Below are 21,454 nucleotides of genomic sequence, written 5' to 3'. Positions count from 1 at the left end.
GTTCTCTCCAGGTACACCGTCATTGCGCCTGGCAGCCAAGCCAGCACCAGGCGGGCCGTCACCGTTGGTGGTGAGCACTTCGGAGCTGGGGATGGACCCGGACCATGCGTCACATGTCGACGTCCTGCGGCGTGAAGCCACGCCAGGGTTCCAGCGGGGCGGCGCTGTGGGCGCCGGTGGGTTGGTCCAGTCGACTGGACTGGGCAGAGACGCCGGGCGCCGTATCAGGGTGCCGAGGAAGCCCCGGCGCTCGAGGCCGCGGCCGGCGTCAACGCCAGCGGCCGCCGCTGGTCGCGTCCCCGTCAGCGCCTCCGGCCACCCCCGCGTGAGCCGCGTTCCGCCCCCCGCGACCGCTGGCCGCCAACGCCTCGCCGAGGATGGTCCTCGCCGCCGCCCGGTTGTGCACGCTGCAGGTGACCCGGAGATTCTCCGCGGTGGGTGGGCCGCCGAGGGCCAGCGGCACCAGGTGGTCGAGCTCGAGCCGCATGGTGGAGCCGCAGGTGCCGCCGGCGTCGAGCGGGTGCTGGCAGCGCTGGCCGTCGCGCAGCCAGACCTCGCGGCGGACGGCAGCGGGGATGTGGCGGGAAGCAGGAGGCGCGGCCGGAGTCGAGGCCTGGGTCGCGGCCTGGGTCGCGCCCGGCGTCGCCGTCCTCTCGTTCCCTGGTGCGCGGGAGGCTGCCCCCGGCGCCTTGGAGGCTGATCCGGCGCCAGCGCCGGGCTCTCCGGTGCTGACCGCGGGGCCGGCTGGCTGCGTGCACTCACGAGCGCCGGCGGGCGAGGGGCGCGAGGGCCGATTCACCAGGCCCCGCCGGGAGGCCTGCCGCTCGAGGAGCAGGTCGAGCGCTGCCTCGAGCACCTGCTCGGTGGTGGCGCCGGGCAGGGCGTGGGAGAGGCCGTCGTGAGCGGTCGCGAGCTTGGAGAGGAAGCGGCGGGACACGGTGACGTGCAGCCTGCGCAGCTCGGCCGTGAGTGGCTCGACCTCGTCGGGCTGGCTGGCTCGGGCGGCCTGGTCGGGGCGCTCGAGGACTGCGGCGGGAGGCGGCGCGACGAGGGCGGCGGCGGGCGCCGGTGGCGGGGGCGAGGCGGGGAGGAGTCCAGTCGACTGGACTGGCGCGGGGCACGCCTCCTCCTCGCGCCGACCCGCCGCGAGGGTGGCGCCGGTCCGGAGGTCCTGGACGGGAGCGGCGGGTTCGCCGGGCTGGTCGGGGTCGCCAGGCCTGGCAGGTGCGCTGGCCCGGGCAGGAGCGAGCGACAGGACCAGTCCAGTCGACTGGACTACCCCTGCGGGGCAGGCCTTCGCGGGCGGCTCCACCGCCGTGACCACGGTGCGCCTGGCCGGGTCGGGCCTGGGCGCGAGCGCCGCGGCGACCTCGTTGGCCTCGCGTGAAGAGCAGCCGAAGAAGCGGGGCAGCACCTCGGCCTGGTTCTCCTCGGTGAGCACCCGGGCCAGGGCGGCCACCGAGGTGAGGCAGAGGTGGCCGTCCTCGAGCGCCGCCAGCACGGCCGGGAAGCGGGCCACCAGGCGGGCGGCCGAGAGGCGGAAGAAGGCGCCGCTCCTGGAGAGGCGGAGCTCGCGGGTGAGGAAGGCGAACAGGTTGGCGTGACCGAGCGCCTCCCAGCCGCGGCGGCGGTCGAAGTCGGAGAGGGCCACGAGGAAGGCGGCCGCGGCGGCGTGCTCGCGGGAGAGGAGGCGGGCGAGCTGGTCGCGTCCGGCGCGGGCGTCCGGGAGCGTGGCGGGGGGAAGCGGCTGGAGGCGGCGCTCGGCGCGCCAGGCCTGCGAGGCTTCACAGGCGAGCGGGAGCGGGGTGGCCCGGGCAGGGCCCGGCGCAACGAGCCAGGCGAACGGGGCGGGCGAGGTGGAGCCAGGGTTCGAGGGTGCGGCGAACGCCACCGGCGCGCTGGCGGCGGAGGGGAGGGTGAGGTGGAGGGCGCGAGCGTGCATGCACCCAGAGTCTCATGGGTGTCTGACATCGAGAGGTGCGTGGAACGAAACGGGGACAGTCGTTTCGTGCTCTCAGCGGCCAGGGTGGATCGTGCTTCCGGTCGCGGTCGCGGTCGCGGTCGCGGTCGGAGTGGCGGTCGCGGTCGCGGTCGAGGTCGAGGTCGAGGTCGAGGTCGGGGTCCCGGGAAACCACACTCCCTCTCCCCCAGCTTGCTGGGGGAGAGGGCCGGGGTGAGGGGGCCGCTGGGGTCAGGGTCGGGGTCGCGGTTGGGGTCGCGGTTGGGGGTCGGAACCTTGACCGCGGGGCGCACGTGAACTCCGGCCGCGCGCTGCGCGGCCTACGCCCGGTGCAAACGGGACAGGCTGCACCCGGGTCCCGCCTCCCCCTACCTCACGCCGCGCGCCGCGCCCTCGGCGCGGTCGGGCCCGGGCCCAGGGATGGCTCCGACACCACCCCCAGCCCCGGCCCCGCCGGCTCGGCCCGCGTCGCGAAAGCCACCGCGGCGGGCCGCACCTGCCACGGGTCCTCCACCGCCTCGGCGGCCGCCTCCGGCCGGGCGCGCCAGCGACCCTCGAAGATCCCCAGCGCCTCCAGCCGGCGCTTCAGCTCGCGCAGGCGGGCCTCGCGGCCGTCGTCCTCGGCGCCGGCCTCGCCGAAGCGGAGCGGCAGCCGGGCCGAGAGGCAGAGCTCGTCGCAGCCCGGGTGCTGGCGCGAGTCGTAGAGGGCGGTGCGGAAGGGCTCGAGCTCGGCCAGCGGGGCCTGCCCGCCGGCGGCCAGCGCCGCCCCGGCCACCCGCAGCAGGGACCGCACCGCCTCGCGGCAGTCCGGCCCGCCAGGCAGCCGGGCCGCGCCGCGCGGCAGCGTGGCCCAGACCTTCACCTCCAGCACCGAGGTCCTGCGCCGCTCGCCCTCGCGCACCACCTCCCGGTTGGTCTCGGACCGGACGCGGTAGTCGCGCACGATGGCGTCCAGCTCTCGGGTGTCACGGCAGGCCTGGTCGTCCATGGTCTCCCGCCTCCCCTCGAGCAGGGCGCCCGGTCTACTGGCGAGCATGGTGCGTGCCAGGCCCGGCCTGACGAGTTCCGCGGCCTTGCCGGGTCCCGGACCCCGGTCGGCGCGACGCCGGGTCCGGCCGGACGCACCACCCCGCCATGCGCCCTCGCGCGCAGCCCCGCCGCGGTACGATCCTGACCTGACCCCGACCCCGACCCCGACCCCAGCGGCCCCCTCACCCCGGCCCTCTCCCCCAGCAAGCTGGGGGAGAGGGAGTGTGGTTTCCAAGGACCCCGACCCCGACCTCGACCCCAGCGGCCCCCTCACCTCGGCCCTCTCCCCCAGCAAGCTGGGGAGAGGGAGTGTGGTTTCCAAGGACCCCGACCCCGACCCCAGCGGCCCCCTCACCGGCCCTCTCCCCCGGCAAGCTGGGGGAGAGGGAGCGTGGTTTCCCAGGACCCCCGTGACCTTCGACGCCCTCCTCCACGCCGCCTCGCTCCGCCCCGCCGACGTCGAGGCCCTGCGCTTCTTCGGCGTCGCCGGCGCGCTGGTGCCCTCCGGCGACGGGTTCCACCCCGCCACCGCGGCCGGGCTCAAGCAGCACTGGCTGGACACGGCCGCCACCGCGCGCCGGCTCCGGCGCCACGGGCTGCGAGCCTGGGCGGCGCTGGGCATCCACCCGCGGCGCATCCCCCGGCGCGGCCTGGCGGAGCGGCTGGCCGACCTGCCGGCGGTGCTGGGCCGGCCCGAGGTGGCGGCGCTGGGGCCAGCCGGCCTCGAGGCGGGCGGGGCGCTGGAGGAGGAGGTCTTCCTGGCGCAGGCCCGCATGGCCGCCGAGCTCCGCCTGCCGCTGCTGGTGCGGACCAGCGAGCGGGCGCGGGCCAGCCAGGTCGGCCGGCTCCTCGAGCTGCTGGAGTCCACCGAGCTGCCGCCGGAGCGGGTGCTGGTGCAGCACGCCGACGCCCGCACGCTGCCCATCCTGCGGGCGCGCGGCCACCGGGCGCTCCTCACCATGGCCGGCCGACACGGGGTCGAGGAGGCGGCCAGGCTGGTGGCGCGCCACGGCGCCGAGGGGATCCTGCTCGGCTCCGACGCCGGCGACGCCGGGGGCGATCTCCTGGCCCTTCCGAGGGTGGCCGACCGGCTGGCCCGCGCCGGGCTCTCGCTGGCCGTCATCCGCCGCGCCTGCCTGGGAAACGCCCTGGCCTGGCTCGGGCTCGCGCCCGACGACCTCGACTGAGGGTGAACAGACCCAAACGGGGTCGCGACGGGATGCGGCGCAAGGCCCACGGTTCTCACGGAAAGGGGAACGCCGCAGCAGGCCACCAGCGATGGGCCGGCGGCGCAGCCAGATGAAGGGCACCATCGTCACCTGCCTCTCCGAGCTGGTGGAGAAGCGCTACGGTCGGAAGGTCTGGACCGAGGCGCTCCGGCTGGCGGGCCTGCGCCCCGGGTCGATCTTCCTGCCCAGCGCCGACGTGGACGACGCGGTGGTCCGCAACCTGTTCGCCGCGGCGGCCGAGGCCGGCCACCTCACGCCCACCGAGCTGGCCGAGGCCTTCGGCGACGCCTGGATCAACGACTACGCGCCCACCCTCTACCGGCAGTTCTTCACCGAGTACCGGACGGCGCTCGACTTCCTGGCCTCCATCGACGTGGTGCACGCCGAGATGACCCGCAAGACCCCCGACGCGCAGCCGCCCAGGTTCACCGTGGTGGAGCGCTCGCCCGGCCACCTGGTGCTGCACTACGGCTCGGCGCGCAGCATGGAGGCGCTGGTGCCCGGGCTCATCCGCGGCGTGGCGCGCCGCTACCGCGAGGAGCTGGTCATCACCCGGCGCGGCCAGTCCACCTTCGAGATCCGCGCCACCCACCCGCCCCGCGCCTGAGCGCCGGACCGGCTCGGCCCCGTCCGGCTCAGCCCCGGCGCGACAGGTACTCGCCGCACCAGTCGAGGTCGCTCACCACCGGCGAGGTGGACTCGTCGCCGCTGCCCACCACCTGCGGCGGGTAGCGGCGGCACAGGCCCACCGGGTCCTTCGGGTTGCTGTCCTTGTTGGGCAGGTAGTAGCGGCAGGTGCCGCAGCGCTCGCCCGAACCGTCCGTCACCTGGCTCATGGTTCCTCCCCCGACGCAGCCCGACCTCCACGCCACTCTACCCGCCCGCGGGGCCGGCGCCGAATCGGCGGCGGCGGCGCCCCGCTCAGCGCCGGCGCCGCGCCGGCGGGCGCACCCAGCGGCCGCTCCGCCCGCCGGACTTCTCGAGCAGCTCGATCCCCTCGATGCGCATCCCCTTCTCGTGCCGCTTCAGCATGTCGTAGACCGTGAGGCAGGCGGCGGTCACCGCGGTGAGCGCCTCCATCTCCACGCCGGTGCGGTCCACCGTGCGCACCGTGGCGGTGGCCGTCACGCCGCGGGCGGTCAGGCGCACGTCCATCTCCACGCCGGAGAGCGAGATGGGGTGGCACAGCGGCACCAGGTCCGGGGTGCGCTTGGCCGCCATGACGCCCGCCAGGCGGGCCGCCGCCAGCACGTCGCCCTTCTCCACCTGGCCGGCGGACACCAGGGCCCGGGTGGCCTTCGACATGCAGACCGAGGCGCGGGCCACCGCCACCCGCTCGGTGGCCGGCTTGGACCCGACGTCGATCATCTTCACGGCGCGCTCCGATCGCGTGTGGCCGTGGCCGGCCCGCCCGGCCGCGCCACCCAGGGCGCGCCGCGGCGGAGCGGCCGGGCCGGTCAGTGGCCGGCCAGGAACCGCTCGGCGTCCATGGCGGCGATGCAGCCGGTGCCCGCCGCCGAGATGGCCTGCCGGTAGTTGGGGTCCGCCACGTCGCCGCAGGCGAAGACGCCCGGCACGCTGGTGGCGGTGGAGGGCGCCTTGACGGTGAGGTAGCCCACCTCGTTCATCGCCAGCTGCCCCTTGAAGAGGGCGGTGGTCGGCTCGTGGCCGATGCCCATGAAGAGCCCCTTGAGCGGCAGGTCGCGGGTGGCGCCGTCCACCGTGCTCTTCAGGCGCACCCCGGTGACCGCCTTGCCGTCGCCCAGCACCTCGTCGACGGCCGAGTTCCACTGGAACGCCAGCTTGGGGTTCTCGCGGGCCTTCTGCTGCATGATCTTGGAGGCGCGCAGCTCGCCGCGCCGGTGGATCAGGTGGACCTTGGTGGCGAACTTGGTGAGGAAGGTGGCCTCCTCGATGGCGGTGTCGCCGCCGCCCACCACCGCCACCTCCACGTTCTTGAAGAAGAAGCCGTCGCAGGTGGCGCAGGCCGAGACGCCGCGCCCCTGGTACTGCTTCTCCGAGGGGATGCCGAGCCACTTGGCGGTGGCGCCGGTGGCGACGATCAGCGCGTCGCAGGTGTACTCGGCCTCGTCGGTGGTGACGGTGAAGGGGCGCCGCGACAGGTCCACCTTGGTGGCCTCGGCGGAGACGATGCGGGTGCCGAAGCGCTCGGCCTGGGCCTTCATCTCCTCCATCAGCGCCGGCCCCATGACACCGTCCCGGAAGCCCGGGAAGTTCTCCACCTCGGTGGTGATGGTGAGCTGGCCGCCCGGCTGCATCCCCTCGAGGACCAGCGGCTTCAGGGTGGCGCGGGAGGCGTAGATGGCGGCCGTGTAGCCGGCCGGTCCGCTGCCGAGGATGATCACCTTCTCGTGCTGGGCCATGGTGGTGGGGTCCTTTCCGGGCGGGCGCTGGGCACTTGTAACCCCTTGGCGCCGGGCTGTCACCGTGGGGGTTCGTCGCAGGCGGCACCCCTCTGGTATCGTCCCGCGGCGATGGATCCCCAGGTGCTGCGGCGCTGCCCGCTCTTCGAGACCCTCTCCTCGGCCCAGCTGGCGCAGGTGGCCGCCCTGGCGGCGCAGCGCGAGCTGCCGGTGGGCACCTCCATCTTCAAGGAGGGCGACGGCGGCGACGAGATGTACGTGGTGGTGGCCGGCCGGGTGCGCATCTCCAAGATGGTGAAGGGGGTGGGGGAGGAGGCGCTCTCCATCCTCGACGCCGGCGCCTACTTCGGCGAGATGGCCATGATCGACGACGCGCCGCGCTCGGCCGACGCGCTGGCCCACAGCACCTGCACCCTGCTGGCGATCCGGCGCGACGACCTCGACCAGCTCATGTTCGTGGACAAGGAGCTGGCCTACGCCCTGCTCTGGACCTTCGTCAGGACCCTCTCGTCGCGGCTGCGCGAGATGAACGACAAGATCCAGGGCTTCTTCGCGATGACCGGGCCGTTCCGCTAGCGGCGGCCCAGGCGGTCACGGCGCGGCCGGACCGCGGCGTGGCCCCGCGCCAGCGGGGCGAAGCCGAAGGGCTCGGCACGAACGGTGCCCCCGGATCACGCTGGCCCGCTCAGGGCTCGTACCCGACCCGATCGACCTCCAGGAGCAGCTCCCGCAGCACCTCGGGGTCCAGGTCGTCGAACCGCCTGAAGCGGACGCAGCCCTTCCCGATGTCGGCGCCGGGGAGCCGCGCCCGGTAGCGCTCCGCCACGTGGCCCCGGGCGTCGGCGGCGCAGGTGTAGAGCGAGACGTACTGGGCCCGGCTGGCGAGGCCGATCTTGACGGTGTCGCCCTCGCGCCCCGAGGCGTAGCGGTAGTGAAAGGGGCCGTAGCCCAGCATGCCGGAGCGCACCACCCGCTCCAGGTCGGGCAGGGTGTCCCGCACGAAGCGGTCGATGCGGGTGAGCTCGCTGCGCCGCGGCTCCGGGAGGGCGGCCAGGAAGGCGGCCGGCGCCAGGTCCGGCGCGGGGGAGGGCGCCCGCGCGGCGGCGGAGCGGGGCGTGGCCTTCGACGCGGCGGCCGCGCGCCTCGATCTCGGCGCAGCCGGCTTCCCGGGACGGCCGGCGCGGGTGGCGGGGCGGGCGGGGCGGTCGGCGCGGCGGCGGGAGGCCATGGCGGCTCCTTCGGGTGGAGGACGGCGCCGCGCAGCGTCTCACCACGGCGGGCGCCGCCGCAACTCCAGCGGGCCCGCTCGAAGGGGTGCTCCCCGCCGGGGCTGCGCCCCCTCCGCCGCCCGGCGGGTCAGGCTCCGGCCGACGACGGGGATCGGTGGCCGAGCCCCCGGGCGGCGCCCACCCGGTCGATGCGGAAGGCGCCCACCATGGCGGCCAGCTCCTCGGCCTGGCCGTTGAGCTCGCTGGAGGCCGAGGAGGACTCCTCGGCGCTGGCGGCGTTCTGCTGGGTGACCTTGTCCATCTCGCCCACCGCCAGCATCACCTGGTCGATGCCGGACGACTGCTCCCGGGCGGCGGCGGCGATCTCCGAGACGATGGCGGTGACCTTGCCGATGCCGCCCACGATCTCGCCCAGCCGGAGGGACACGGTGCGGGCCGTGCCCTCGCCCTCGCCGGCCTCCTTGACCGACACGCGGATGAGGGCCTCGGTCTTCTGGGCCGCCTCCTTGGCGCGCAGCGCCAGCGAGCGGACCTCCTCGGCCACCACCGCGAAGCCGCGCCCGGCCTCGCCGGCGCGGGCCGCCTCCACCGCCGCGTTGAGCGCCAGCAGGTTGGTCTGGAAGGCGATGTCGTTGATGTCCCGGATGATCTGCGAGGTGCCCTCCGCCGAGGCGCGGATGCGCCCCATGGCGCCCACCATCTGGTCCACCGCGGCCGCGCCGCCCTGGGCGGCCTGGCGGGCCTGGCCCGACAGCAGGTTGGCCTGCTGGGCGCTGTCGCTGGCGGACCTGGTGATGGCGGACACCGACTCGATGGAGGCGGTGGTCTGCTGCAGCGACGAGGCCTGCTCGGAGGCGCCGCTGGCCACCGACTGGCTGGAGGCGGCGATCTGCTGGGAGGCGCTCGACACCTGGTCGGCCGCCTCCGCCACCTGGGCGATGGCCTGGTGCAGCGCCTCGGCGGTGGCGTTGACCGAGCGCTGGATGCGGGCGTGGTCGCCCTGGTAGCTCCCGGAGACGCGCACCCTGAGGTCGCGGGCGGCCAGCTGGTCGAGCACGGCGGCTGCCTCGGTGACCGGGGCCAGCACCGCCTCGAGCGTCTGGTTGACGCCCTCGACGATCCGGCGGAAGTCGCCCTGGTGGCGCGAGGCCTCGGCGCGGGTGGTGAGCCGCCCGGCCACCGCCGCCTTCACCAGGCCGTCGATGTCGGCCACCACCGCGGTGACGGCCGCGAAGCAGGTGTTGAGGTTGCGCTTGATGGCGTCGAAGTCGCCCCGGTAGGCCTCGGTGATGGGGGCCGGGATCTCGCCGCGGGCGATGGCGTCCACGGCGCGGGCCGCCGCGCCGAGCGGCCCCACCACGGCGTCCAGGGTGCGGTTCATCCCCTCCACCACCTTGCGGAAGTCGCCCTGGTGGCGCGCCGCGTCGGCGCGGGTGGAGAGGCGGCCCTCCACGCCGGCCTGGGCCAGCCCGTCCACGTCGCTGACCAGCGCGCGGATGGCGGCGATGCAGGTGTTGAGGTTCTGCTTGATGACCTCGAAGTCGCCCCGGTAGGCCTCGGTGATGGGGGCCGGGATCTGGCCGCGGGCGATGGCGTCCACGGTGCGCGCCGCCACGCCCAGCGGCCCCATCACGGCGTCGAGGGTGCGGTTCATCCCCTCCACGATGACGCGGAAGTCGCCCTGGTGGCGGGCCGCGTCGGCGCGGGTGGAGAGGCGACCGGCCACCCCGGCCTCGGCCAGCAGGTTCACGTCCACCACCAGCGCGGTCACACCGGCGAAGCAGCCGTTGAGGCTCTCCTTGATGCGGTTGAAGTCGCCCTGGAAGGGCTCGGTGATGGGCGGCGGCACGTCGCCGCGGCCCAGCCGGGCCACGTTCTCCACCGTCATCTGGAGCGGCCGGGCGTAGGCGTCGAGGGTGGCGTTGAGCCCCTCCACGATGGGCCGGAACTCGGCATCGACCAGGGAGGGGTCGCCGCGCTGGTCGAGGCGCCCCTCCGCCACGGCGCGGGTGAGCGCGCCGGTCTCGGCCACCAGGTGGGCCAGCGGCCGGGTCACCGAGCCGGCCAGGACCCAGGCGGCGGCGGCGGCCAGGCCCACGATGGCCAGCACCGCCACCAGGGTGGCCCAGCGCTGGGCCAGGCGCTGCCGCTGCGCCGCGGCCCGCTCGGCCGCCACCACCGCGTCGATGTCGTCCACGTAGTTGCCGGTGCCCACCACCCAGCCGAAGGGGGCGAAGGCCAGCGAGTAGGAGCGCTTGGGCAGCGGGGCGCCGGCGCCGCCGCGCGGGAAGCGGTAGTCGGTGAAGCCGCCGCCCTTCCGCCCGGCCTCGATGATGCGGCGGATGAAGGGGACGCCCTCGGCGTCCTTCGAGTCGAGGCGCGGCTTCCCCTCCACGGCCATGCCCATCATGACCACGTTGACGCCGTCGTAGGTGTCGGCCCAGAAGTACTGCGCCCCGTCGTAGCGCAGGCCGCGCAGCAGCTCGGCCCCGAGGGTCCGGGCCTGCTCGGGCGACAGGTCCCGGCGGGCCGCCACGCCGGACAGCAGCGAGATGGCGGTCTCCACCTGGAGCTTGGCGCTGCGGTCGAAGCCGGCGCGCAGCGCGGAGTCGAGATCCTCCATGCGGTGCTCGGTCTGCGTGCCGGTCACCACGTCGAGGTAGACGCCGAGAGCCGCGCCGACCACCAGCGCGCTTGTCACCCCGAGGGTGACGATCTTTCCTTTGATCCGCATGTGGGGCTCCCGCGAGGCCGACGCCCGCCGCTGAAGCACCTGCCGTGCCAGCCGCAGAGGCGGCCGGAGCCGCGCCTTGTCGCTGGTCAAGCCATGGAGATCTGGCTGGACAGGCGGCGACGCTCCGCCGGCTCGCACCAGGGCCGCGGGGTGAAAGCTACCCTCCGGGTGTCGGGGCACCGGGTCACGGCGGCACAGGGGGGGAATTGTGGAGTGATGCGGCCACCCTGTGGACCACCGCGGGGTCCCCCCCTTACCCGGCGCAGGCCCGCCGGGGCAGCGCGGCTGGTCTCCGCGGGCCGGGCCAGGCCGCCCGCCCGCGCCGGTTCGCCGCGTGCGCCAACCTACCGCGCTCGCGGCCTGGTCCGGCGTGGCACCGTGCGGTGCGTGAAGGTGGCGATGTCCCACACGGTGGAGGCAGTCCCGAGCAGGCCGGCGCCCGGCGAGGCCGAGGCGGCCGACGGCTTCTGGCTGGTGGATCGCGAGGGGCGCTTCCTCGACGTCAGCCAGTCCTACTGCGAGCTCTCCGGCTACACGCGCGACGAGCTGCTCGGCATGCGCATCTCCGACCTGGAGGCGCGCGAGAGCGCCGCCGAGGTGAGCCAGCACCTGGAGCGGCTGCGCCAGCAGGGCTGGGACCGGTTCGAGACCCACCACCGGCGCAAGGACGGCCTGCTGCTGGAGCTGGAGGTGGCCGCCAACTACTTCGCCCGCGAGGGGAAGCTCTTCGTCTTCCTGCGCGACCTGACCCAGCGCAACGAGTGGGACGCCCGGCGGCGCGCCGACCTGCGGCGCCACGAGTGCCTGGAGCGGCTGGCCCGCAGCCGTGGCGCCACGCTGCGCGAGCTGCTGGACCGGGCGCTGGAGGAGTCGCTGGTGCTCACCGGCAGCGCCCTCGGCTACATCTACTACTACGACGAGGACCGCCGGGAGTTCACCCTTCACTCGTGGTCGCAGTCGGTGATGCGCGCCTGCTCCATCCCCGACATGCAGCGGGTCTACGCCCTCGACAAGACCGGGCTGTGGGGCGAGGTGGTGCGGCAGCGCCGCCCCGTCGTGGTGAACGCCTTCGCCGCGCCGCACCCCCACAAGAAGGGCTACCCGCTCGGCCACGCCGCCCTGACGCGCTTCCTCACCGTGCCGGTGGTGGTGGACGGGCGCATCGTGGCGGTGGCCGGGGCCGCCAACAAGGCCGACCCCTACGACGACGAGGACGTGCGCCAGCTCGGGCTCTACATGGACGCGGTGTGGCAGCTCTCCAGCCGGGACCGGGCGGAGGAGCTGCGCACCAAGCTGTCGGCGGTGCTGGAGCAGACCAGCGCCTCGGTGGTGATCTTCGACGCCGCCGGCATCGTCGAGTACGCCAACGAGCGCCACCTGGAGCAGGTGGGGCTGCCGCGCGAGGCCGTGCTGGGCCGCCCCTTCGACCAGCTGCAGGCGCCCGCCGTCACGGCGGAGCAGTCGCGCGAGATCTGGGGCCGGCTGCTGGCGGGCGAGCCCTGGGCCGGGGAGCTGTCGCGCCCGGGCCGCGACGGCCGGCCCGCCTGGCAGGCCGTCTCGGTGGTGCCGGTGCGCCAGGGCTCCCGGGTCATCACCCACTTCGCCTCGATCGCGGAGGACGTGACCGAGCGGCGCCGCCTGGAGGGCGCGCTGCGCCACTCCCAGAAGCTGGAGTCGCTCGGGACGCTGGCCGGCGGCGTGGCCCACGACTTCAACAACATCCTGACCGGGCTGGTGGGCCTGGTGGGGGCGGCGCGCGAGGCGCTGGGCGACAACCACCCCGTCAGCGAGGACCTCGACGAGGCCATGCAGCTGGTGGACCGCGCCACCGGCCTGACCCGCGGCCTGCTGGCGTTCGGCCGGCGGGTGGGCGGCCAGCCCAGGCTGGTGGAGCTCGGCGAGGTGGTGGAGGGCGTGGCCCGGATGCTGCGCCGCATCATCGGCGAGGAGGTGCGACTGCTGGTGACGCCGGCGCCGGGCCGCCTGCCGGTGCGGGGGGACCGCGGGCAGCTCGAGCAGGTGCTCATCAACCTGGCCACCAACGCCCGCGACGCCATGGCGGGGCGGGGCGATCTCGAGGTGACGCTGGCGGAGGTGGCGCTCGACGCCGCCGCGGCCGCTCTCCACCAGGTGCCGCCCGGGCCCTACGCCGTCCTCTCGGTGCGCGATCACGGCGCCGGCCTCGACGAGGCCACGCGGGCCCGCATCTTCGACCCCTTCTTCACCACCAAGGCGGCGGGGCGCGGCACCGGCCTGGGGCTCTCCATCGTGCACGGCATCGTGCGCGGCAGCGGGGGGTTCGTGGAGGTCTGGAGCGAGCCGGGGCAGGGGGCGCGCTTCGACGTCCACCTGCCGCTCCTGCCCGGGGCGACCGAGGAGGCGGTGGCGGCGGCGCCCCCGCTGGCGGCGCGCGGCCACGGCGAGCTGGTGCTGCTGGCCGAGGACGACGCCACCGTGCGCGGCGTCTGGGCCAGCCTGCTGCGCCGTCACGGCTACCGGGTCACCACCGCCGAGGACGGCGAGCAGGCGGTGGCGGCGGTGCGGGCGGCCAGCGAGCCGTTCGACCTGGCGCTGCTCGACGTGACCATGCCGCGCCTCACCGGCGTGGAGGCCTACGAGCGCATCCGCGCGCTCGACCCCCGGCTGCGGGTGCTCTTCGCCAGCGGCTACGCGGCCGATCGGGTGCAGCGGGGCACCGCCGCGGCGCGGGAGCGGCTGCTGGCGAAGCCGCTGGCCCCGGCGGCGCTGCTGGCCGAGGTGCGGTCCGCGCTGGATCGGCCGGTGCCCGGGGCGCGCTGAGCGGGCGCCGCCGTCCCGGGTGTCGGGCGTGCCGGGGACGTATCGGGCGCCACCCGCCCGTCCAGCCCGTGCCCGGGGCTGTCCGCTCCGGTCGCACCCCCGCTGGGGAATGGCGCGGGCACCTCGTCGATTGACCTGTGGCCCCTCCCGCGGCAATCTGCCCCGGCTTTCCCTCACTCCACCTGGAGCCACATGCGCACCCGTCCCCTCTTCCTCGGCGCGCTCGCCGTCGCCGTCGTCGCCTGCCAGTCCCCCCGCCCCACCCAGGCGGCCTCCGCCGACGCCGGCGTCACGGGCAAGAACGCCCCGGTGGCCCGCATCGGCGCCGAGGTCATCACCGCCGACGAGGTGGACAAGCTCATCCGCAACGAGCTCAACGAGGTCGAGCAGAAGACCTACGACCTGCGCAAGCAGGCGCTCGACCAGCTCATCACCCAGCGGCTGGTGGACGCCAAGGCCAAGGCGGCTGGGCTCAAGGTCCCCGAGTTCCTCGAGAAGGAGCTGGCCACCAAGGTGGCCGCGCCGTCCGACGAGGAGATCCGGGCCATCTACGAGCGGGCCAAGGCGGCCAAGCAGGTGGAGGAGCCGCTCGACAAGGTGAAGCCGCAGATCGCCCAGTTCCTCAAGCAGCAGAAGGGGCAGGTGGTGCTGGCCCAGTACGTCGAGCAGCTGCGCGCCGAGGCCAAGGTGGAGGTGCTCCTGCCGGCCTACCTGCCGCCCAAGGTGGAGGTCTCGTCCACCGGTCCGTCCAAGGGGCCGGACGACGCGCCCGTCACCATCGTGGAGTTCTCCGACTTCCAGTGCCCCTACTGCGCCCGGGCCGAGTCCACGGTGAAGGACCTGATGGAGCTCGAGAAGTACAAGGGCAAGATCAAGCTGGTCTACCGGGATTACCCCCTGCCCAGCCACAACCTGGCCCCCAAGGCGTCCGAGGCGGCCCACTGCGCCGGCGACCAGGGCAAGTACTGGGACATGCACGGCAAGCTCTTCGCCGTCACCCCGCGGCTGGAGGTCACCGACCTCAAGGCCTACGCCCGCGAGCTGAAGCTGGACGAGGGGCGCTTCGACAAGTGCCTCGACTCCGGCGAGAAGGCGGCGGTGGTGGCGGAGCACGCCGCGGCCGGCGAGAAGGCGGGCGTGCGCGGCACCCCGGCCTTCTTCATCAACGGCCGGCTCCTCTCCGGGGCGCAGCCGCTGGAGGCCTTCAAGCCCCTCATCGACGCCGAGCTGGCCGCCAAGAAGTAGGCCGGCGTGGTGGCGCCCGGTGGCCCGGGCGTTAGATCCGGGCCGTCGGGAGACCACATGGGCGCATACGGACAGGGTGAGTCGTCGGGGCTGGGCGAGCGGCGGCCGACCCGGCAGGTGAAGGTCGGCGGCGTGGCCATCGGGGGCGGGGCCGCCGATCTCCGTCCAGTCGATGACCACCACCGACACCGCCGACGCGGCGGCCACGCTGGCCCAGATCCGGGCGCTGGCCGAGGCCGGCGCCGACCTGGTGCGGCTGGCGGTGCCGGGCGCCGAGGCCGCGGCGGCGCTGCCCGCCATCGTCAAGGCCACGCCGGTGCCGCTGGTGGCCGACATCCACTTCGACTACCGCCTGGCCCTCGCGGCGCTCGACGCCGGGGTCCACGCCATCCGGCTCAACCCCGGCAACATCGGGGCGCGCGAGCGGGTCCGCGAGGTGGTCCGGGCGGCCCGCCAGCGCATGGTCCCCATCCGCATCGGCGTCAACGCCGGCTCGCTGGAGCAGGACATCGTGGAGAAGCACGGCTGGCCCACCGCCGAGGGGATGGTGGAGAGCGCCGAGCGCCACATCCGCTTCCTGGAGGACGAGGGCTACCAGGAGATCAAGGTCTCCCTGAAGGCCCACGACGTGGCCATGACGGTGGCCGCCAACCGCCTCTTCGCCAGGCGCTTCGACTACCCGCTCCACCTGGGCGTCACCGAGGCCGGCACCCTGCTGGCCGGCACGGTCAAGAGCGCCGCCGGGCTGGGCATCCTGCTGGCCGACGGCATCGGCGACACCATCCGCATCTCGCTCACCGCCGACCCGGTGGAGGAGGTGAAGGTGGCGCGCCTGCTGCTCAAGTCGCTGGGGCTCAAGTTCGGCGGCGCCACCCTGACCTCCTGCCCCACCTGCGGCCGCTGCTCGGTGGCCATGATCCCCATCGCCGAGCGGGTGGAGCAGCGGCTCTCCACCGTGAAGGGCGAGGTGTCGGTGGCGGTGATGGGCTGCGAGGTGAACGGCCCCGGCGAGGCGGCCGCCGCCGACGTGGGCGTGGCCTACGGCCACGGCGGGGTGGGGCTGCTCTTCAAGGCCGGCAAGGTGGTGCGGCGCATGAAGGCCGAGGACCTCGAGGAGGCGCTGGTCTCCGAGGCGCTCGACATCGCGGCCGGGCGGGCGCCGGCCGAGGGGACGTAGGCGGGCGCGACGCCGGGCCGCCGCCCTGCCCGAGGTGGCCTGCCGACCTCGACGCGGCCGGCGCCGCCTGCTACCTCTGGGGCGCCGCCACACCCCCTCGCCGCGAGGTCTCCCCTGCGTTTCCAGCCCCGTCACGTCGCCTTCGTCGTGGTCGGTGGCCTGGCCGTGGGCGCCGTCGCCCCGGGGGCCGCCACCGTCACCGCCGCCGTGGCGCGCGCCGGGCGCTCGCCGGTCCCGTCGCTGGTGGCGGACGCGCCGGCCGGCCGGACCGTGGTCCTCACCGACGCGGTGCTGCGCTGTGACACGCGGACGCCGGTGCGCCAGGGCACCAGCACGCTGTTCCTGGCCGCCGATCGCGAGGGCGCCCACCCGTTCGTCGCCCAGTTCCAGGGGGAGGTCACCTGCCAGGACGCCGAGCGCGAGGTGAGGGGCGCCTTCATCCCGGGCGCCGCCGATCCGGTCGAGCTCGCCGCGCTCGGGTTCGACCCGCGCGGCGTGCAGGGGGCGCGCTTCTTCACCTCCATGGCCGGCGGCCGCACGCTCCTGGCGGCGCTCGGCCTCCTGCTGGCCGTCGGGGGCGGCGGGCTGGCCCTGCTGCTGCTCGGCGCTCGGGGGCTCTGGCGTGCCGCGCAGGGCTGACCGGGCGCGCCCGGCGCGCTACGGGAGGCGCGCCCGCCCGGCCCCGAGCGCGGCCATGAAGATCGCCAGGGCCCGGCGGTCCTCCTCGGTGCCCGGGAAGGGCGGCATGTTGGCGCGCGGGTGCTCCTGCAGCCGGCCGATCTTCTCGTAGGCCTGGTCGGCCGACAGGCCGACCACCTTCGGGGCCAGCGCGACGTCGCGGTGGCAGGAGGCGCAGCGGTAGGCGTAGACCCCCTGGCCGGCCGCCAGCAGCGCCGGCGTCTCCAGCAGCGGCGGCCGCGGCGGGGCCAGGAGGCCGGCGTCCCAGGCCAGGCCTCCGGCCAGGGCCAGGGCGGCGAAGACCAGCAGGGCGATGATGGTCCGGGTGGGCACGGCCTCCTCCTATCCCGGCGGCGGCCGCGAGGGAAGGGCCGAGGGCGGCCGCCGCGGCGCTTCGGGCGGCCTCGGCCCCGGTGTATAAACCCCGGACCATGACCGTCGTCCGCGCCTCGAAGGCCTTCATCCCCACGCTCAAGGAGGCCCCCACCGACGCCCAGGTGGCCTCGCACCGCCTGCTGGTCCGGGCTGGCTTCGTCCGCCAGCTGGGGGCCGGCCTCTACGACTACCTGCCGCTGGCCCGGCGCTCGCTGGCCAAGATCGAGGCCATCATCCGGCAGGAGATGGACGCCATCGGGGGCCAGGAGTTCTACCTGCCGGCCCTGCACCCGGCCGAGATCTGGAAGGAGTCGGGGCGCTGGGACGTCATGGGCGACAACATGTTCCGGCTCAAGGACCGCAAGGGCGGCGACTACTGCCTGGGCATGACGCACGAGGAGATCTTCACCGCCATCGCCCGCGACGAGCTGCGCTCCTACCGCCAGCTGCCGCAGGTCTGGTACCAGATCCAGGCCAAGTTCCGCGACGAGCCGCGCCCCAAGTCCGGGCTGCTGCGGGTGCGCCAGTTCACCATGAAGGACGCCTACTCCTTCGACGTGGACCAGGCCGGCCTGGACCGGAGCTACGACGACCAGAAGGGCGCCTACGAGCGGATCTTCACCCGCTGCGGCCTCGACTTCGTGGCGGTGCAGGCCCACTCCGGCGCCATGGGCGGCTCGGGCTCGCAGGAGTTCATGGTGCGCACCGACGCCGGCGAGGACCTGGTGGCCGCCTGCGCCGCCTGCCGCTACGCCGCCAACACCGAGACCGCCACCTCGCGCCTGGAGGTGGTGGCCGACCTGCCCGGCCCGGCCGCGCTGGAGCAGTTCGCCACCCCCGGGGTGGTCACCATCGAGGCGCTGCAGCGCCAGCCCTACGGCGTGGGGGCCCGCCGGCAGCTCAAGACCCTGGTCTACTCGGCCGACGGGGCGCTGGTGGTGGCGGTGGTGCGCGGGGACCACGACCTCAACGAGGCCAAGCTGCAGACCGCCACCGGCGCCGCCGAGGTCCGCCCGGCCCACCCCGAGGAGATCGTCGCGCTGCTGGGGGCGCACCCCGGCTCGCTGGGCGCGGTGGGCGTCACCCGGGCCCCGGTCTTCGTCGACCCGGCGGTGGCCGGCCGCACCAACATGGTGACCGGCGCCAACCTGGACGGCTTCCACGTGCGCGGGGTGGACGTGGCGCGCGACCTGCTGGCCCACGGCAGGCTGGCCGAGCTGCGCAACGTCAAGGCCGGCGAGGGCTGCCCGCGGTGCGACGGCACGCTCGACGTCTTCAAGGCGCTCGAGATCGGCCACATCTTCAAGCTGGGCACCAAGTACTCCACCTCGCTCCGGGCGGCGGTGCTGGACGCCCAGGGCGCCCAGGTGCCCATCGTCATGGGCAGCTACGGCATCGGGGTGGAGCGCATCCTGGCGGCCGCCATCGAGCTGCACCACGATCAGGACGGCATCCGCTGGCCCATGGCCATCGCCCCCTTCCACGTCACCGTGCTGCCGCTCGGCAAGGAGCCGGAGCTGGTGGCGGCCGCCGACCAGGTGGTGGCGGCGCTCTCCGCGGCCGGGGTCGAGGTGCTCTACGACGACCGCGACGAGCGGCCCGGCGTGAAGTTCAAGGACGCCGATCTCATCGGCATCCCGCTGCGGCTGGCGGTGGGCAAGAAGGGGCTGGCCGAGGGCAAGGTGGAGTGGAAGCTGCGCGGGGTGAAGGACGTGGAGCTGGTGCCGCTGGCCGAGGTGGCCGACCGGGTGGCCGACCTGGTGCGGCGGTCGACCGGGCGCTGAGCCCACGGGACGAGGCCAGGCGTGCGCGCGAAGCTGACCATCGGGTTCGACGGCGAGGTGGCGGTGCCCCCGCGGGCGGCCGAGGCCCTGGGGCTGGTGCCGGGCGACGCGGTGGAGGTGGCCTCGGCCCGCGGCGCCTTCCTGCTGGTCTCGCCGGCGCGCCACGGGCGCGGCGAGCAGGCCTACTTCGCCGGGTCGCTGGCGGCGCTCACGGTGGCCGAGGTGGTGCAGTTCGTCTTCACCTCGCTCAAGACCGGCGTGCTGCTGCTCGACGCCGGCCGGGAGGGGGAGCGCGGCGCCCGCGGGGCGCCCACCCCGGACCGGCTGCGGCGACGCACCATCTACTTCCGCGACGGGCAGGTGGTCTTCGCCTCCTCGTCCGACCCGTGCGACCGGCTCGGTCCGGTCCTGTGGCGCCTCGGCCTGTGCAGCCTGGAGGTGCTGGAGCGCTGCGGGCGGCTGGTGCGCAGCGGCCGCCCGCTCGGCCAGGTGCTGGTGGACGAGGGGGTCCTCTCCCCCGGCCAGCTCTACGCGGCCGTCTGCCACCAGGTGCGCGAGATCCTGCTGGGCGCCTTCCTGGAGGCCAACGGGGAGTTCGCCTTCCTGGAGGGGCCGCACGACGAGACCAACGCGGTGAAGCTGCCGGAGCGGACCCGCGACCTCTTGCTGCAGGGCATGAAGCGGGTGGACGAGGCGGAGCGGCTGCTCGGCGAGGTGGGCGGGCGCGAGGTGGTGCTGGCGCGCACCGTGGAGGTGCCGCCCGGCCTCGGCGAGCACGCGGCGCGCCTGATGCGGACCGCCGACGGCACGCGCACCTTCGCCGAGCTGGCCCAGGAGAGCGGGCTGGGGCTGCTGGAGGCGCTGCGCCAGGCCGCGCCGCTGCTGGCGGCCGGGGCGCTGGCCCCGGCCCCGGCCCCGGCCCCGACCCCGACCCCGACCCCGACCCCGACCCCGACCCCGACCCCGACCCCGACCCCGACCGCGACCCCGACCGCGACCCCGACCGCGACCCCGACCGCGACCCCGACCGCGACCCCGACCGCGACCCCGACCGCGACCCCGACCGCGACCCCCGTCCCTACCGCCGATCCCCTCCTGCCACGCCCCGGCGGCGCCTTCGACATCTACCGGCGCATCTTCCTCAGGGTGCACGCCGCGCTGCAGGAGCTCCGCCCCGGGGCGCCCACGCGCTTCAACAGCTACTTCGAGCGGATGCCCGAGCGGCAGCGCCCCATCTTCGAGGGGGTCCGCTTCGACGCGCAGGGATCCCTCGACGTGGCGCGGGTGCTGGCCAACGTGAACGCCCAGGGCGCCTACAAGGGCGCGGCCGCCAAGGCCCGCGCGCTCGAGGCGCTGGAGGACCTGCTGGCCTACTCGCTCTTCGAGGTGAAGAACCTCCTGGCCCAGCACCAGGCCGAGGCGCTGCTGCGCGAGGTGGGGCGCATGCAGGTCGGCAAGGCCTGAGCGCCGCCCTTCGGCCGGTCCCACCCGGCCCGACTCGCCGCGAGGCCGCGCCGAGCGGCGCGCCTCGCCCGGAGGAACCATGGACCCGAAGGACCGCCTCTGCTGCGCCCTCGACTTCCCCAGCTGGGCCGCGGCCGAGCCGTTCGCCCGGGCCATCGCGCCGCACGTCGGCATGCTCAAGGTGGGGCTGGAGCTCTACCTGGCCGAAGGGGCCCAGGCGGTGCGAGCCGCCGCGGCGCTGGGCCGCCCGGTCTTCCTGGACCTGAAGCTGCACGACATCCCGGCCACGGTGGAGGGGGCGGCCCGCAGCGCCGCCGCCTCCGGCGCCTCCCTGCTGACGGTGCACGCCGCCGGCGGGCAGGAGATGGTGCGGGCGGCGGTGCGCGGCGCCGGTCCGCAGGTGCGCATCCTGGCGGTCACCGTGCTCACCAGCCTGGACGCCGCCACCCTCGACCAGATCGGCCTGGCCGGCCCGCCCGAGGCGGCGGTGGTCCGGCTGGCCCGCCTGGCGGTGGCGGCCGGGGCCGGCGGGCTGGTCTGCTCGCCGCAGGAGGTGGCGGCGGTGCGCGCGGCGGTGGGGCCCGGGCCCCTGCTGGTGGTCCCGGGCATCCGGCCGGCCGGCGCCGCCCTGGGCGACCAGGCCCGGGTGGCCACCCCGGCCCAGGCGGTGGCCGCCGGGGCCGACGTGCTGGTGGTGGGCCGCCCGCTGCGCGACGCCCCCGACCCGGTGGCGGCCGCTCGCGCCATCGCGGCCGAGCTGCCGCCGGCCTGACCCGGCCGACCAGCCGCCCGACCAGCCGCGCCCCGCACCCGGAGGCCCCGTGAGCAAGACCCCCAGCACCCCCGCCACGCGCCTGCTGCGCGAGCGCGGCGTGGCCTACACCGAGCACCCCTACCGCTACGAGGAGAAGGGCGGCACGCGGGTCAGCGCCCGCGAGCTCGGCGTGGAGGAGCACGCCGTGGTGAAGACCCTGGTGATGGAGGACGAGGCCGGGGCGCCGCTCCTGGTGCTGATGCACGGCGACCGCGAGGTGAGCGTCAAGGCGCTGGCCCGCCAGCTCGGCCGGAAGGCCATCGCCCCCTGCAGGCCCGAGGTGGCCCAGCGCCACTCCGGCTACCAGGTGGGGGGCACCAGCCCGCTCGGCACCCGCAAGGTCCTGCCGGTGTACGTGGAGCGGACCATCCTCGACCTGCCGCGCGTCTACGTGAACGGCGGCTCGCGCGGCTTCCTGGTGGGGCTGGACCCGAAGGCCCTGGCGGCGCTGGCGCGGGCCACGCCGGTGGACGCGGCCATCGAGGGGTAGGGGCCGGGCCAGCCCAGGAACGAACCGGCGCGAGCCACCGAGGGAGGGTGACCCGCGCCGCGT

17 protein-coding genes and 2 pseudogenes are annotated in these 21,454 nt (G+C 75.3%); 11 read left to right on the top strand and 8 right to left on the bottom strand.

Annotated elements, in window-relative coordinates:
* Positions 1-268 precede the first annotated feature (268 nt).
* On the bottom strand, positions 269-1,942 hold the full coding sequence (locus tag IPO09_12915; GenBank protein ID MBK9518223.1) for a hypothetical protein: 1,674 nt from the start codon (positions 1,940-1,942) through the stop codon (positions 269-271).
* A gap of 391 nt (positions 1,943-2,333) precedes the next feature.
* Positions 2,334-2,996, bottom strand: coding sequence for a hypothetical protein (locus IPO09_12910; protein ID MBK9518222.1), 663 nt, complete (start codon positions 2,994-2,996; stop codon positions 2,334-2,336).
* A 403-nt stretch (positions 2,997-3,399) separates the two neighbouring features.
* Here IPO09_12910 and IPO09_12905 point away from each other — a divergent pair, with 403 nt between their 5' ends.
* Both IPO09_12905 and IPO09_12900 read left to right on the top strand, forming a co-directional pair.
* Entirely contained in the window at positions 3,400-4,176 is a 777-nt protein-coding gene (locus IPO09_12905; protein ID MBK9518221.1) for a TatD family hydrolase, read from the top strand.
* A 91-nt stretch (positions 4,177-4,267) separates the two neighbouring features.
* Complete coding sequence (locus tag IPO09_12900; GenBank protein ID MBK9518220.1) at positions 4,268-4,825, top strand: heme NO-binding domain-containing protein; 558 nt, start codon at positions 4,268-4,270, stop codon at positions 4,823-4,825.
* Positions 4,826-4,853: 28 nt separating this feature from the next.
* On the opposite strand, the gene IPO09_12895 is transcribed toward IPO09_12900, so the two are convergent.
* The 3 genes from IPO09_12895 to trxB all read right to left on the bottom strand — a co-directional run bounded on the left by IPO09_12895 (position 4,854) and on the right by trxB (position 6,602).
* On the bottom strand, positions 4,854-5,054 hold the full coding sequence (locus IPO09_12895) for a hypothetical protein (protein MBK9518219.1): 201 nt from the start codon (positions 5,052-5,054) through the stop codon (positions 4,854-4,856).
* 85 nt (positions 5,055-5,139) lie between these two features.
* Positions 5,140-5,592, bottom strand: coding sequence for a cyclic pyranopterin monophosphate synthase MoaC (moaC, locus tag IPO09_12890; protein MBK9518218.1), 453 nt, complete (start codon positions 5,590-5,592; stop codon positions 5,140-5,142).
* An 83-nt stretch (positions 5,593-5,675) separates the two neighbouring features.
* Positions 5,676-6,602 carry a thioredoxin-disulfide reductase gene (gene trxB, locus IPO09_12885; GenBank protein ID MBK9518217.1) on the bottom strand — a complete coding sequence of 309 codons (927 nt, stop codon included), beginning with the start codon at positions 6,600-6,602 and terminating at the stop codon, positions 5,676-5,678.
* 111 nt (positions 6,603-6,713) lie between these two features.
* Here trxB and IPO09_12880 point away from each other — a divergent pair, with 111 nt between their 5' ends.
* Positions 6,714-7,178: a cyclic nucleotide-binding domain-containing protein gene (locus IPO09_12880; protein MBK9518216.1), complete on the top strand. Its 465-nt coding sequence runs from the start codon at positions 6,714-6,716 to the stop codon at positions 7,176-7,178.
* A gap of 109 nt (positions 7,179-7,287) precedes the next feature.
* On the opposite strand, the gene IPO09_12875 is transcribed toward IPO09_12880, so the two are convergent.
* Positions 7,288-7,830, bottom strand: a complete 543-nt coding sequence (locus IPO09_12875) for a DUF1801 domain-containing protein (GenBank protein ID MBK9518215.1) — start codon at positions 7,828-7,830, stop codon at positions 7,288-7,290.
* 128 nt (positions 7,831-7,958) lie between these two features.
* Entirely contained in the window at positions 7,959-10,094 is a 2,136-nt protein-coding gene (locus tag IPO09_12870) for a HAMP domain-containing protein (protein ID MBK9518214.1), read from the bottom strand.
* An 870-nt stretch (positions 10,095-10,964) separates the two neighbouring features.
* On the opposite strand from IPO09_12870, the gene IPO09_12865 reads away from it, so the two are divergent.
* The 4 genes and pseudogenes from IPO09_12865 (at position 10,965) to IPO09_12850 (ending at position 16,425) form a co-directional block, all read left to right on the top strand.
* The gene (locus tag IPO09_12865) at positions 10,965-13,364 is read left to right on the top strand and encodes a PAS domain S-box protein (GenBank protein ID MBK9518213.1); all 2,400 of its coding nucleotides are present in this window, start codon (positions 10,965-10,967) and stop codon (positions 13,362-13,364) included.
* A 192-nt stretch (positions 13,365-13,556) separates the two neighbouring features.
* Positions 13,557-14,609 (top strand): thioredoxin domain-containing protein, encoded by a 1,053-nt coding sequence (locus IPO09_12860; protein MBK9518212.1) that lies wholly within the window; start codon positions 13,557-13,559, stop codon positions 14,607-14,609.
* Positions 14,610-14,666: 57 nt separating this feature from the next.
* A pseudogene (gene ispG / locus IPO09_12855) lies at positions 14,667-15,786 on the top strand (flavodoxin-dependent (E)-4-hydroxy-3-methylbut-2-enyl-diphosphate synthase).
* 165 nt (positions 15,787-15,951) lie between these two features.
* Complete coding sequence (locus IPO09_12850) at positions 15,952-16,425, top strand: hypothetical protein (protein ID MBK9518211.1); 474 nt, start codon at positions 15,952-15,954, stop codon at positions 16,423-16,425.
* Between the two features lie 18 nt (positions 16,426-16,443).
* Here the strand turns inward: IPO09_12850 and IPO09_12845 are convergent, their stop codons facing one another.
* Positions 16,444-16,797, bottom strand: a complete 354-nt coding sequence (locus IPO09_12845; protein ID MBK9518210.1) for a cytochrome c — start codon at positions 16,795-16,797, stop codon at positions 16,444-16,446.
* Between the two features lie 98 nt (positions 16,798-16,895).
* Between IPO09_12845 and IPO09_12840 the strand changes: the two genes are divergently transcribed.
* From IPO09_12840 to ybaK, 4 genes and pseudogenes are all read left to right on the top strand, one after another.
* Positions 16,896-18,623 (top strand): proline--tRNA ligase, encoded by a 1,728-nt coding sequence (locus tag IPO09_12840; protein MBK9518209.1) that lies wholly within the window; start codon positions 16,896-16,898, stop codon positions 18,621-18,623.
* A 21-nt stretch (positions 18,624-18,644) separates the two neighbouring features.
* Positions 18,645-19,532, top strand: a pseudogene (locus IPO09_12835) (DUF4388 domain-containing protein).
* 634 nt (positions 19,533-20,166) lie between these two features.
* On the top strand, positions 20,167-20,859 hold the full coding sequence (gene pyrF, locus IPO09_12830; GenBank protein ID MBK9518208.1) for an orotidine-5'-phosphate decarboxylase: 693 nt from the start codon (positions 20,167-20,169) through the stop codon (positions 20,857-20,859).
* Positions 20,860-20,908: 49 nt separating this feature from the next.
* Entirely contained in the window at positions 20,909-21,391 is a 483-nt protein-coding gene (ybaK, locus tag IPO09_12825) for a Cys-tRNA(Pro) deacylase (protein MBK9518207.1), read from the top strand.
* The last annotated feature ends 63 nt before the right edge of the window (positions 21,392-21,454 follow it).

Origin of the sequence: Anaeromyxobacter sp., from assembly GCA_016718565.1 — a bacterium.
In the GTDB taxonomy this organism is placed as follows: Bacteria; Myxococcota; Myxococcia; order Myxococcales; family Anaeromyxobacteraceae; genus JADKCZ01.
This window is presented reverse-complemented; position numbering and strand designations above follow the sequence as displayed.